This window comes from Corynebacterium sp. HMSC074C11 (assembly GCF_001809455.1).
Taxonomy (GTDB): Bacteria; Actinomycetota; Actinomycetes; order Mycobacteriales; family Mycobacteriaceae; genus Corynebacterium; species Corynebacterium amycolatum.
The window spans coordinates 79,947-92,413 of record NZ_KV797740.1 but is presented as its reverse complement, the minus strand read 5'-3'; the positions used below and the strand labels follow the sequence as shown (position 1 = coordinate 92,413).

Sequence of the window (12,467 nt, the reverse complement as noted above, 5' to 3'; positions counted from 1 at the left end):
CAGCCCGTCGTTAAGTAGTGCCCAACACACCCCCTTTTGCACACCCCCGAATCCGCCTATTTCAGGCATGCGTATAAATAAATCGGTCACAAACAAAGGAAATCTACCGCCATTCACCGACCCCCATTACCCCCGTTGTTCACTTTTTGTCACCGCTCGCTGAAGTTCAAACGCTGGTCGCTACCGGTCTGGCTGTGTAAGAATTCGACACCGTCAAACATTCTGTCCTTTCCCCAAGCGCTGGCTGAGAAAAACCTGGGGCGATTTCTGCGCGACCGCTGAGATCACCAAGGTCCTCGATGGCCGTGCGGACGGGTATGTAAAGAAAGTCTTGTTTTTTATGACTACTTCGATCATCGCGAATGATCCCAAGCAGCGCCGTCAGGTGCTCACGGGAACTCTCGTGGGTACGACCATCGAGTTTTATGACTTCCTGATTTACGCTCAGGCCGCAGCTATCGTGCTTGCTCCGCACTTCATCGAGCCTGCTGCACAGTCGAATCCACAGGTGGCCCAGGTCCTCGCTTGGGCAACCCTGGGTATTTCCTTCCTCTTCCGCCCGCTTGGCGCTATCGTCGCCGGCCATATCGGTGACCGTTACGGCCGCAAGATGATTCTGGTCTTCACCCTCATCGGTATGGGTGCAGCTACTTTCTGCATCGGCCTGCTGCCGACCTATGAGTCAATCGGCATCGCAGCACCTATCCTGCTGGTTCTGCTCCGAGTCTTCCAGGGTATTTCCGCCGGCGGTGAATGGGGCGGCGCAGCCCTGATGTCCGTGGAGTACGCTCCGAAGGAAAAGCGCGGTCTCTACGGCGCATTCCCGCAGGCCGGTGTTCCGCTGGGTCTGACCCTGGCTACCGGCACCATGCTGATTGTTATGGCAATCGTCGGCGAGGAAGCCTACATGGAGTGGGGCTGGCGTGTGCCGTTCCTGCTGTCCTTCATCCTGGTTCTGATTGGTTACATGATTCGCCGCAGCGTCGACGAGTCCCCGGTCTTCCAGGCTATGCAGGCTGAGTCCGCCGAGCGCTCCGCTCCGCTGCCAGAGCTCTTCCGCAACCACTGGGGCAAGGTCATCCAGGGTGCCCTGATCTTCGCTGCCCAGCAGGCTACCGGTTACCTCGTGATTGCATTCTTCGGCGCTTACGCACAGAAGACACTGGGCTACCCGGCAACCGTTGCATGGACCGGTACTCTCGTCGCCGGTATCTGCTGGACCATCTTCATGTTCATTGCTGGCGCTTGGTCCGACCGCATCGGCCGCGCTAAGACCTTCATCATCGGCTACGTCGTGATTATGATTTGGGAGGCCGTCATGTGGAACCTCCTGGATAAGGGTCCGTTCCTGTACATCATGACCGTCGCAGTTCTCACCCTGCCGCTGGCCCTGACCTTCGGTCCGCAGCCGGCCATGTACTCCGAGATGTTCCCGGCTGAGGTCCGCTACTCCGGCGCTTCCATCGCTTACGCCATCGGCGCGGTCCTGGGTGGCGCATTCGCTCCGATGATTGCCCAGATGATTATGGACGCCACCGGCAACCCGTTCTACATCTCCGTCTACCTGATGGCCATGGCTATCCCGGCACTGATTGCCCTGTTCCTGCTTCCGAAGGGTCTCGAAGACCGAGACCTGATCGAGCACCCGGAAACTAACCTCGACGAAGTTAAGTCGCGCGTCTAGTTCCCACAGCTAAGGGATCTGCCCCACCGAGGGTTGATTACGTAAGCCGTCGTCAAGCATTGCACAACACAGCATTTGCTTGACGACGGCTCTTGCGTTTCCACCTTCTTTTTCTCCCGGTAACCTGTTTTCTCTTTTCTCGGTCCGGATTTCCTCATGAGTTTCTCAGTCGAAAGCGACTGATAAGCCCCAGATATCCCATTAACGTTGGGTTATGGCACAGACTTCTTCCAGCTCCACGCGAATCCCCCGCCGGCGCTCGACCGACGCTCCGAAGACACTCCCCTCCCAACCTGAACCAGAAGTGGCAGGCGCACTGCAAAAGGTTCTGGACGGCTATTTCCCCGAGGCGCGCGCTGATGTCCGCGCCCTTTTAGAAGACCCCTCCCTGCGGCCCACCTCTGGGCTGACCGTGGATGAGGCCAGGCAGCACACCACCGAGGCGTTGTCCAAGGTGCTTAAGACCGGCATGCCCTATGGCGCTTTCCGCACTGACCAGGGCGGCACAGGAGATACCGGTGGGACCCTCTCCGGGATTGAAATGCTCGGCCACACCGACTTGTCGTTGATGGTGAAGTCCGGAGTGCAGTGGGGCCTTTTCGGCGGCGCTGTCAGCAACCTGGGGACTGAGCGCCATGGCGAGTTGGTGCGTGACCTCATTGAGCTGCGGGCTCTCGGCTGCTTTGCGATGACCGAGCGCGGCCACGGCTCGGACGTGCAATCACTCGAAACCACGGCGCACTACGACCCTGAGACGGAAGAATTCATCCTCAATTCGCCGACAGCTTCCTCTGAGAAATGGTTTTTGGGCAACGCCGCGCGCGATGGGCGCTGGGCTGCGGTCTTTTGCCAGCTCTACACACCAGGGCAGGAAGAATCCCATGGCGTGCACTGCATTGTTGCCCGGATCCGCAATGATGACGGTTCGCCTGTCGACGGGGTTGCGATTGGCGACCACGGCACCAAGGGTGGCCTCTTGGGCGTGGACAACGGCACTCTCATGTTCGACCATTACCGCGTGCCGCGGGAGAACCTACTCAACCGTTTTGCAGATGTGTCAGCTGCTGGCGAGTACACCAGCGATATTGACAGCCCCAATGCACGGTTTTTCACGATGCTCGGTGCCCTCGTGCGCGGCCGCGTGACAGTCGGTGCGGCCGCTGGTGCGGCAACCCGCACCGCACTGACCATCGGCACCAAGTATGCCCACTTGCGGCGCCAATTTGCTCCCGACGATTCACTGCCGGAAAAGAAACTCATTGAGCACCGCCAGCACCGAATCCGACTGCTCCCCCGCATTGCGCGTTCGTACGGTCTGCAATTTGCCACCAACCTGCTAATCAAGCGGATTCACGACCTCGAGGCGGAAGGGCTGGATCGGGCGAATCTAACCCCGGAGCAGGCTCGCGATCTGCGTGAAGCGGAAGCGCATGCCGCCGCATTGAAGGTCGCGAACACCGCGCATGCCACCGATGCCATCCAGGAGATGCGTGAGGCCACCGGTGGAGCTGGCTACATGGCAGAGAACCTATTGACCATTCTCAAAGAGGACTCCGACGTATTCACTACCTTTGAGGGCGACAACGTGGTGATGTTGCAGCTGGTCACCAAGGAACTCTTAGGTGGTTTTGCCCGGGAGGTACAGAGTTTTTCCAACCTGGAAATGGTGCGCTTCGGCCTCGACAATTTCAGTGGTATTTTGCGCCGTCGCACTGGTGCGGACGCCGTCGTTCAGAACCTCTTGGATGCGCTGACTGACGCTGATGAGTCCTCGCTCTTTGACCCCGCCAGCCAGATGCAACTGCTCATCGAGCGCGAGAATCGACTTCTCAAGTCCCTTGCTCGCAGGCTGCGCCCGGCGCGGAAACTGCCTGTGGAAGAGGCCGCGAAGCTGGTGGACAAGGTCCAGGACCACATGGTTTCCTGCGCGTGGGCACATATAGATCGCATGATTTTGGAAGCATTCTTCGAAGCCGAATCCACACTCACAGATGAGCGCTCTCAAGAAGTGCTCGAGCAGGTTCGTGATGTGTTCTTCCTGTCGGTCGTCTGCGATAACGCCGGCTGGTTCTTGGAGCAGTCACTGCTCACCGGTACTCGCACCAAGGGCGCGCGGGCGGGCTTGGCCGATCTTGTTGATTCCCTTGGCCCCTGGTCTGAGGTGCTTGTCGACGCCTTCGGTGTCCCCAGCACCATGCTGGATATCCCCATGATGGAGCCTTACGGCGCGATGACGCCGAAGGCTAAGGCCAACCCAGCTAGTTAGCGGGTTGGCCGGTTGGCCGCTGTGGTGGCTGCTGTGGCGGTGACTGGTGTGAGGTAGCTACGGCCTGGATGAGCAGGTTGGCTACTGCGCCAAGAAACCTTCCAGCCCAGCCACAGTGGCCTCTGCCAAGCGCTGACGGCCTTCGTTGGAGGTCAAGAGGGCAATGTCGCTGCTATCACGCATGTTGCCGTATTCGACCAGTGCCTTTGGCTTCGTCGATAGGTTGAGTCCGGTGAGGTCTGCGCGTGGATTCAGTCCTTCGCTGCCGAGATAGTTGGATGGAGCAAAACCGGCTGCGACGAAAGCATCGCGCAGGGCGGTTGCCAGCGCGGTAGATCCCTGCTCGTCATTATTGGCGAGCGGCTGCGAAATCGCAGACACATGGAATCCACGGTTGCCCTCTCCAGCGCCGTCAGCGTGAAGACTCACCACGGCATCGGCGTTGGAGGCATTTTCCTTCTCTGCACGGGCATCGATGCAATCTGCACGACCGGTGTCATCCTCGCGGCTGAGCAGCACCTGAGCACCGCGCTGTTCGAGCAGCTGCTTGATTTCCTGCGCCATCAGCCAATTGAACTCGTGCTCCGGGAAGCCGTCGTTGGAAGCGGTACCGGAGGTATTACATGGCTTCTGGCCACCGCGGCCGTCAGTGACCATCAAGTCGGCAGGTGGTGGGGTGCCGGCGTGTCCCGGATCGAGGTAGATGACCTTGCCAGCTACAGCGCTGGAACCGTCGGCACGCGAAGTAGCGCGATTAGCTTGCTGTTGTGGTGCATCGCCCGGAGCGACCGCGTCGGGGTTAGCAGAATCAGACATTGCAGACTCCTCATTCGGCGGAGTGGGATTCGGCATCTGCATGGCCTCTTCTTCAGCTGCCAACGACGTTTGCGTTTCCGTAGACGCAGCCTGCTGAGCGCTTCCTGCGTTGGAAGCCTCCGTGTCGATGGTGCAAGCTACAAGACCGGCTGGCAAGATTGCCGCAGCCACCAAAGCCACAGCTAGTCGTCTTGCTGATCGCTGCACTGCTAGTCCCTGGTGTCCGGGCTGCCGCATAGTGCGTTCTCCTAGTTTCCGCATACCTGCCATGTGTTGAATAACAGTAGCAAACACTCGATTGAGAGTCGCCGGCTCCGAGATTTCCTCCCCCTTCGTTTCGGGGAATCACCGCACGTCGGGACGTGTGCAAGATTATTCAGCACTTATCACCGAGGGGTTTAGTGATTCCCCTTCGCCTGTGCTGCCAAACCCGTAAGCATTAAGTCCACAAGCTTTTCTTGCACACCGGGAAAGTACTGCTCGACCGCTGCAGAGTTAGGAAGGGGACGCGACACCACAGCGAGCCCAAGGTGGAAATCAAGCGGTGCAACGCCCTCCGGGCATAGCCCAGCTGCTTTTGCCTTATCCAGCAGTCGCGTATAGCTCTGACGCAACTCCGTCATTCGCTTTTCGATAATGCCATCAATCTTTTTCGCCTCGCTCCCCAAACTGGTACTGAAATCGCTGAATAATGCCTGGGCAAGTGCCGCAACACTTAATTCCGCGATCGCGTGGACTGCTTCGTGCCAAGCGCCGTCCGGATCGTCGTCAAACTGAGCTACGGCTGCCTCAGTAATCCTGTCGATATCAGCTGCAACACGAGCACCGACTGCGCCGAGAAACTCAATCCTGCTGGGAAAGTGCCTGCTTGCCGTAGCTACACCGACACCGGCCTCCCTGGCAATCGCACGCATGGATACACCGGCTCCTTGCTCTATCAAGAGTTTTCGCGCTGCTTCCACGATGGCATCACTGTTCATCACTGCATCTTGTCTCACACTTGCATCCTAACAAACGGAACACTATGCCCCACTTTGTAAGTGAAACACTCTGCTCTAGTTAGGAGATAGGCCATGTCAACAGCTACGACTGAGACGAAAAAAGCCTCACCCGCCCCCAAAGCAGTAGCCGTGATCTTCGGTATTCCGCTCGTCATCGGGCTCATGCTCTTCGCGTTCCTGGCACCGACATTTGCCTCCGGCCCGAAGGATGTCCCCATTGCGCTGACTGCCCCCGCCCCAATGTCCGAACAAATCACCCAAGCCATCGAGCACAAAGCTGGCGACAATGCTCCTGACATCCAGGTGATGGACACTCCTGATGCCGTACGCGAGTCAATCCTCAATCGCGAAACTGTTGGCGGCATCGTCATTTCCCCGACGGGCGCTACCGCCTACACCGCTTCAGGCAACGGCGCACCTTACTCGCAGCTTATCGACGGCATTGCGACGACCCTCGAGTCTCAAAACATCCCTGTAGAGCGGGAGGATTTGGCTCCAACCACCCAGGATGACCCACAAGCTTCCGGTGTCGCGCTCCTCGGCTTGCCGCTGGCTTTCGGCGGTATCATTTCAGCAGTTATAGCCACCTTCCTTTTCCGCGGTAAGAAGTGGACGAAACTGAGCGTCCTCACTGGCATCGCAGTCTTCGGGGCTCTCGTGGCAACGTGGATGCTCCACTCTGTCTACGGCACGCTTTCGGGCAGCTTCGGCATGGAATGGCTGGCAATTTCTCTGGGAATCCTGGCTACCTCAATGCTTACCGCCGGGCTCGCGGCCATTATTGGCACTCCCGGTGTGGGCATCGGCGCCATTTTGACGATTTTCTTGGCGAACCCGCTCTCTGGACTGTCCACCGGCCCCTGGCTGCTTCCGGCCGGTTGGTCCACCCTTGGCCAGTGGATGCCCATTGGGGCGACTGGCTACCTAGTCAGGTCACTGTCATTTTTCGATGGCAACGGTGCTGGGGCAGCGTGGTGGGTTCTCATCGTCTGGGTTGCCGCTGGATTTGCTCTACTCATGTTTGATCGTTCCAAAAAATAAAAAACGGGACCCCTTTAAAAGGATCCCGTTTCACACCGAGCCGCCTGCGAGAATCGAACTCGCGACCTTCTCATTACGAGTGAGACGCTCTACCGACTGAGCTAAGGCGGCACGCACATTGCGCCGAGCTTTCAAGCAAGCAGAAATAACCCTGCACAAAATGTACAAGCGGTAATACTACTGCACGCCCCCATCGCTACCAAAATGGGGCCTACAGTCCGCTAAATTGGGAGCTTCTCCCGGATTACCTGCGGCCAACCTGCCCCGCGATCTGCAATTTAGCCATCAATTCATCCATCAAGACCGTCAACTTCACTGCAGTCACGAGCATGCCGCGCACCTCGGTGACAGCATCAATGGAGGCCAATATCGCCTCCGGCGAAAGGCGTCGGGCTAGCTCCGTGGCTGTCCGACGACGGTCTGGATTTATGAGGTAGACGGAGCCATCCCCAAACTCGGAATCAGCGCCAGAAGCCGGCCCAGAACGTTCCGCCCCAAACGCCAGCACCAGGGCGTCACGGTAAAGCCCCATAATGTCGGTCAACGACAGGTCGATCAGATCTGACTCCGCGCGCCTGCGCCGCCGCTTCTGATTTTCCTCCAGCTCCTTGATAACCCCCTTAGAGCCGCGCAGTGCCGCCTGCGCACCCTTGCCGGACGCACCTACGCCCAGTGAGCGCTCGAGGTTCTCCAGCTCCTCAGCCTCTAGTGGCTCCATCCGCCGCTTGACCTCGCCTGCTACTTCGTTGGCCAGCTCACGCGCCGCCACGTACGACTTCGCCGGATCGAACACAGCCTCCACGAAATCCAGGGCCTTACCCCGCCAAGCACGCGAGCCCTCATCGGAGACAAAGCCACGCGCACGCCCAATGTGACCGTTGGACACCGTCGCGGCCCAGACCGCTTGCTCGTCGGTAAGCTCTGGCCGCTCGGCGCGCAGGAGGTTTGTGACATCGTCGATATGCGGCGTCGGCACATAGACATGGCGGCAGCGCGAACGGAGCGTAACGGAGAAATCCTCCGCGTTCGTCGTTGGTGCGCACATGATGATGACGGTGCGCAGAGGCGGCTCTTCCACCACCTTGAGCAGCGCATTTGAGGCGGATTCGTTGAGCCGGTCGGCGTCTTCGATGATCAGCACGCGGCAATCCGCCGTCGTGGGCATCTTGTAAGCCCAGGGCCGCAGCTCGTCCCTCACCGTCGCCACCGAGATAATGGTGCCCTCCGGGCGCACGATTTTGATGTCGCCATGCGTTCCCGCCAGCGCCGTCCGGCAGCCCTCACATTCGCCACATCCGGGGTTGTCATGTCGCGTGCACAGCAGCGCCGCCGCAAACGCCGTCGCCGTCACCGACCGCCCCGACCCCGCAGGGCCAGTGAACAGCCAGGCGTGCGTCATGTCCGAGTCGCGTGGCACATCGCTTAACGACGACCCCGCGTCCCCACCTTCCGGCGAAACCTCCGCCCCATCGCCTGCCAGCGGTTGACCATTGGCAAAGCGATAATGCGCAGCGCGCACAGCAGCCTGCAGCCGCTGGCGAACCCCGCCGGTTTCGGGCATACGAGAAAACACGCTGCGCTCTGTCATGGGCTCTGTCATGGCCACAACTCTAGCGCGCCCCACAAGACTCTTGTGAGGTAACTACTCCCTGCAATCCGGGGTTGCCACTAAGGTAGTAGTCATGCAACGGCTCTGGCGAAATCTGAAATGGCTAAGCGGGACAATGTGGCCTGCTTATGCCTCATTTATCTTCGTCTGCAACCTTGTCGGAGCCATGATTGTCGGCTTGTTCCTCGGCATGCTGTTGCCACTGAACCAAGAAACTCACTTGCCACGGTTGGCTAATAGTGTCATTTATGCCCTGGCTGGGTACCTGGTTCTGGCAATTATCGCAGGTATCGGCACTACCTGGATCCTGTTCAAACCGCTGGTGAAATGGCAGCGTCATCCGGATATGCACGATCCGCGGCGGGTACGATATCTGGTCATGCGCGTGCCCGTCTACCAGGCACTTTTGGGTACCGTCATCTGGTCTTTGGGCGTGATTGTCTTCAGCGCGGTCGCGTTCACCTATGACAGCAAGATTGGCATGATGGTGCTGCTCACCTCGGTACTCGGTGGCGCCATGGTGGCGCTGTTGACCTATCTGATTGCGGAGCGCATGGTGCGTCCGGTCGCTGTGGAGGCGCTGGCGCGTCGGGCTCCGGATTCCTCGCTGGAGCCACCGATTGGTCACCGCCTGCGCCAGACATGGGTGTTGACCAGCGGTGTTCCCGTGGTAGCGATTTTACTTGTGCTGCTCGGTCAGCGCCGTGGCATGTTTACAGATGATGCGGCGGACCTCCTGCCTACGATTACCGCGTTGGCAGTTTTGGCTCTGATCACCGGCTATTTCGGCACGATGCTGGCCAGCATGTCCATCGTTGACCCGATTCGGGATCTCACGGGTGCAATTAACAAGGTCCGCCAGGGCCAGGTGGATACGCGCGTGCCTATTTACGACGGCTCCGAGATGGGTGTCCTCCAAGCGGGCTTCAATGAAATGATGCGTGGCTTGCAGGAGCGCCAGCGGGTGCGTGACCTCTTTGGCCGTTACGTCGGATCTGAGGTCGCCCGCAAGGCTCTGGAAGAAAAGCCAACTTTGGGCGGCGAGAATCGCCTGGTCGCGGTGCTGTTTGTGGATGTAATTGGCTCGACCAACTTCGCGGAGAAGAACTCGCCAGAGGTCGTTGTCCGCGAACTCAATGCCTTCTTCGACCACGTTGTTGACTGTGTGCACCGCAATAAGGGCATTATCAACAAGTTCCAGGGTGACGCGGCTCTTGCTGTCTTCGGCGCTCCCCTACCCCTCGACGACACGGCCGGTCACGCCCTCACCGCAGCCCGTGAACTACGCGAGGAACTGCTCGACCTCCAACTCACTGCCGGAATCGGCGTCTCCGCCGGCCACGTCGTCGCCGGCCACATCGGTGCCCGCGACCGTTTTGAATACACGGTTATTGGTGACGCGGTTAACCAGGCTGCCCGTTTGACTGAGTTGGCTAAGGATACCCCAGGCCGCGTGCTCGCCACGGCTTCCACTATCCGCCTGGCCAACGAGGACGAGCAGGCTCGCTGGACCACCCTGAAGTCCGTGGAGTTGCGCGGCCGCACGCACATGACGCAGCTTGCGCGCCCGGTGCGCCCGACGCTTGCCGACGAGGCCTAGGGAGCAGCGGACTCGTTGGTCTCGCTGTGCTCATGCTGTGCTCGTTGGACGCCTAGCATCCCTAGACTTCTCAGACGGCGAGCGCACTTACTCCACCGAGAATAAATCCCCTGGCTGGCAGTCCAGGGCTTCACACAACATAGTGAGCGTCGTGAAGCGCACGGCTTTCGCCCTGTTGTTTTTGAGCACTGAGAGGTTGACCGGTGTGACCCCGACCTGTTCGGAAAGGGCTGCGAGCGTCATACCGCGGCTTTCCAGTAGCTCATCCAAGTGGCACACAACCTTCGCCATTTAAATGAGCCCTTCCTGGTCTTCCTGCATTCGCGCGGCTCGGAACAACATAACTCCGAGAGTGGAGATGACCATCACGAGAACGAACCAAATTCCCACGTGCTGGTTGAAACCGGAGTGATCACGCAGGAACCAATCAGTCAAATATAGATCACTTGCCACCCAGTTTTCGCCCATGAGCTGCAGAAACTCTGACACCGGGTAGACCACCGCCAACCAGCCGATGGCCGTCACACGTCGCGCTGTGCGGAGCGTGAAAAAGTCGCCTTTCAAGTACGACCGCGAAAACATCACGATCAGCACGGCGATTGCTGCGACGATGCCACAACGCACGGCAGTTGCCGCAATAAAGAAGGCGAGCGCACCACCGCTCATCACCTCTGCGGGAACGCCCCTGCTGCTTTCCACAACATCGGGCAGGAGCAAGGTCAGGTCACTGGGAAATTGCTGGTGAAGGACTGGATTGCGCAGCTGGATGAGGATAAACACCAGCGCAATCACGCCGACGAACGCACCAGCAATGACATCTCGACGCTCTTTAGCTGGGTCGAGATATGGGTCGTTGAGCTTCTTGGGATTCGGCGTTGTCATGAGGTTTGACTCCCTTACTGCACCTCAGCGAGGCGCGATTGCCATGGTCGCTGTGAATATATCGTAATTCGATGTATCGATTTTCGATACTATATCGCTAATCGATATGCTGCAACGGTTTCGCGAAACCGCCAGCAACGCGCACGCCCCAAGAAAACTCGCACATATCCATCCACCGGCTGCGAGCCACCCCACGTTGCCTTTACGTTGGAGGAATGACTGACAACCGCCCCAGTTCTAGCACCAACCCCAGACCTCGCATGCTCGTTCCCGACGCTGCGCGTGGGTTCGCGCTCCTCGGCATCGCTATCGCGAACATTGCCACCGCCTGGCTGGTGGCAGATCCCGAACTGCCCGCAGCATTCTTCGGAGGCGTCATAAACGACAGCATCGCCGACAAGGCCACCGTGCTGTTTACCGCTGTGACCGCACATAGCCGCGGGCTGCCGATGTTCGCAACGCTGCTCGGCTTCGGTGTCGGACTCATTGTCCGCAGTTTGGCCAGGAGGAACTTTCCACGGTCGCGGACGCGGGTGGTCGTCGTAAAGCGATATGCGTTCCTGGGGCTGTTCGGCATCGCGCACATGCTGCTTCTGTTCTTTGGCGACATCATGTTTCTCTACGGCATCTGCGGCATCATCCTGGGGCTGCTTATGGGGCTTAGCAACAAGGTGCTGACGATTCTCGCGTGGATTGCGCTGACGATCAACGCTGCACTGAGCCTGCTGTTTTTGGGATTCGTAATTGCGATGCCCGACGCCGAGTTCGTCGGCTCCGACATGAGCGAGTTCGTCAACGGCGGTGCAATTGAAACGAGTTACCTGGATATGCTCGCCGCGAACCTCCAGGTCCTGACAATGAGCATCACTACCCTGCCGCTGCAGCTGTTCCTCTACCTGCCGGTGATGATGATCGGCTTCGTATGGGCTCGCAAGGGCGTGCTTGACGACGTTGACGCGCACCGCCCCCTGCTTATTCGGTGGCTCGTGGTGGCCGTGATTGTCGCCTTCGGTGTCGGAATCCCTATGGGGTTGGCAGCGATTGGAGTTCTTCCAGCCGGACAGCACATGGCCTTCTTGGTAATTAATAACTTTGCCGGAGTGTTCGCCGGTCCTGGCATCCTAGCCGGGCTGGCGTTGGCGCTGCAGCCGCTCCAGCGACGCTTGAACGAGGGCGCCGCTGTGCCTGGTTGGCTGGTACCGATTGTGGCGCTCGGCAAGCGTTCGATGACGGGCTACCTGATGCAGTCGGTGATCTTCTTTGTGCTGGTTTACCCGTTTACTCTGAACATCCCGCGCAACATGGGCGCGTTCGTGCAAACCCTCATCGCTGTAGGCGTCTGGTTGGTGACCCTGTTGGCCGCGTGGGCGATGGAGCGTCGCGGCATGCAGGGGCCGTTTGAGAAGGTGCATCGCCGGCTGTCGTACGGGCCGACGATGCGGGCGGAGCTGACCGGGGTCGGTGGCCCCAAACCAACTCCGCAGGAGGCGCCGGGTGCGGCGGGCACGCCAGGTGTGGCGGGCGCGGCGGCAGCTTAAGTGCTCTGCACCCATTTAGCCCCTGCCGCA

General features: G+C 59.2%; 10 protein-coding genes and 1 tRNA gene. 5 read left to right on the top strand and 6 right to left on the bottom strand.

Annotated features, from left to right (window positions below; translation table 11 throughout):
• Positions 1-340 precede the first annotated feature (340 nt).
• Positions 341-1,684 carry an MFS transporter gene (locus tag HMPREF2614_RS08715; protein ID WP_038627490.1) on the top strand — a complete coding sequence of 448 codons (1,344 nt, stop codon included), beginning with the start codon at positions 341-343 and terminating at the stop codon, positions 1,682-1,684.
• A gap of 214 nt (positions 1,685-1,898) precedes the next feature.
• A complete protein-coding gene (locus HMPREF2614_RS08710; protein WP_070560727.1) occupies positions 1,899-3,950 on the top strand; it encodes an acyl-CoA dehydrogenase family protein in 2,052 nt (683 codons plus the stop codon).
• 81 nt (positions 3,951-4,031) lie between these two features.
• Here the strand turns inward: HMPREF2614_RS08710 and HMPREF2614_RS08705 are convergent, their stop codons facing one another.
• Positions 4,032-5,003 carry an N-acetylmuramoyl-L-alanine amidase gene (locus HMPREF2614_RS08705; RefSeq protein ID WP_083300222.1) on the bottom strand — a complete coding sequence of 324 codons (972 nt, stop codon included), beginning with the start codon at positions 5,001-5,003 and terminating at the stop codon, positions 4,032-4,034.
• Positions 5,004-5,164: 161 nt separating this feature from the next.
• A complete protein-coding gene (locus HMPREF2614_RS08700) occupies positions 5,165-5,764 on the bottom strand; it encodes a TetR family transcriptional regulator (RefSeq protein ID WP_210384476.1) in 600 nt (199 codons plus the stop codon).
• Between the two features lie 75 nt (positions 5,765-5,839).
• Between HMPREF2614_RS08700 and HMPREF2614_RS08695 the strand changes: the two genes are divergently transcribed.
• Positions 5,840-6,808 carry a hypothetical protein gene (locus tag HMPREF2614_RS08695; RefSeq protein ID WP_049180733.1) on the top strand — a complete coding sequence of 323 codons (969 nt, stop codon included), beginning with the start codon at positions 5,840-5,842 and terminating at the stop codon, positions 6,806-6,808.
• Positions 6,809-6,846: 38 nt separating this feature from the next.
• On the opposite strand, the gene HMPREF2614_RS08690 is transcribed toward HMPREF2614_RS08695, so the two are convergent.
• A tRNA-Thr gene (locus HMPREF2614_RS08690) sits at positions 6,847-6,919 on the bottom strand.
• Between the two features lie 133 nt (positions 6,920-7,052).
• The gene (locus HMPREF2614_RS08685; protein ID WP_070560994.1) at positions 7,053-8,408 is read right to left on the bottom strand and encodes a DNA polymerase III subunit delta'; all 1,356 of its coding nucleotides are present in this window, start codon (positions 8,406-8,408) and stop codon (positions 7,053-7,055) included.
• Positions 8,409-8,490: 82 nt separating this feature from the next.
• Between HMPREF2614_RS08685 and HMPREF2614_RS08680 the strand changes: the two genes are divergently transcribed.
• A complete protein-coding gene (locus HMPREF2614_RS08680) occupies positions 8,491-10,017 on the top strand; it encodes an adenylate/guanylate cyclase domain-containing protein (protein ID WP_210384475.1) in 1,527 nt (508 codons plus the stop codon).
• Between the two features lie 87 nt (positions 10,018-10,104).
• Here HMPREF2614_RS08680 and HMPREF2614_RS08675 read toward each other — a convergent pair whose 3' ends face one another.
• A complete protein-coding gene (locus HMPREF2614_RS08675; protein WP_005511351.1) occupies positions 10,105-10,308 on the bottom strand; it encodes a helix-turn-helix domain-containing protein in 204 nt (67 codons plus the stop codon).
• Positions 10,309-10,899, bottom strand: a complete 591-nt coding sequence (locus HMPREF2614_RS08670; protein ID WP_070432002.1) for a DUF2975 domain-containing protein — start codon at positions 10,897-10,899, stop codon at positions 10,309-10,311.
• Between the two features lie 215 nt (positions 10,900-11,114).
• On the opposite strand from HMPREF2614_RS08670, the gene HMPREF2614_RS08665 reads away from it, so the two are divergent.
• Positions 11,115-12,437, top strand: a complete 1,323-nt coding sequence (locus HMPREF2614_RS08665) for a DUF418 domain-containing protein (RefSeq protein ID WP_371325821.1) — start codon at positions 11,115-11,117, stop codon at positions 12,435-12,437.
• Positions 12,438-12,467: the final 30 nt, after the last annotated feature.

Coding starts and splice junctions, on each gene's coding strand:
- HMPREF2614_RS08715 (WP_038627490.1), top strand. CDS start 341: ATGACTACTTCGATCATCGCGAATGATCCCAAGCAGCGCCGTCAGGTG.
- HMPREF2614_RS08710 (WP_070560727.1), top strand. CDS start 1,899: ATGGCACAGACTTCTTCCAGCTCCACGCGAATCCCCCGCCGGCGCTCG.
- HMPREF2614_RS08705 (WP_083300222.1), bottom strand. CDS start 5,003: ATGCGGCAGCCCGGACACCAGGGACTAGCAGTGCAGCGATCAGCAAGA.
- HMPREF2614_RS08695 (WP_049180733.1), top strand. CDS start 5,840: ATGTCAACAGCTACGACTGAGACGAAAAAAGCCTCACCCGCCCCCAAA.
- HMPREF2614_RS08685 (WP_070560994.1), bottom strand. CDS start 8,408: ATGACAGAGCCCATGACAGAGCGCAGCGTGTTTTCTCGTATGCCCGAA.
- HMPREF2614_RS08680 (WP_210384475.1), top strand. CDS start 8,491: ATGCAACGGCTCTGGCGAAATCTGAAATGGCTAAGCGGGACAATGTGG.
- HMPREF2614_RS08675 (WP_005511351.1), bottom strand. CDS start 10,308: ATGGCGAAGGTTGTGTGCCACTTGGATGAGCTACTGGAAAGCCGCGGT.
- HMPREF2614_RS08670 (WP_070432002.1), bottom strand. CDS start 10,899: ATGACAACGCCGAATCCCAAGAAGCTCAACGACCCATATCTCGACCCA.
- HMPREF2614_RS08665 (WP_371325821.1), top strand. CDS start 11,115: ATGACTGACAACCGCCCCAGTTCTAGCACCAACCCCAGACCTCGCATG.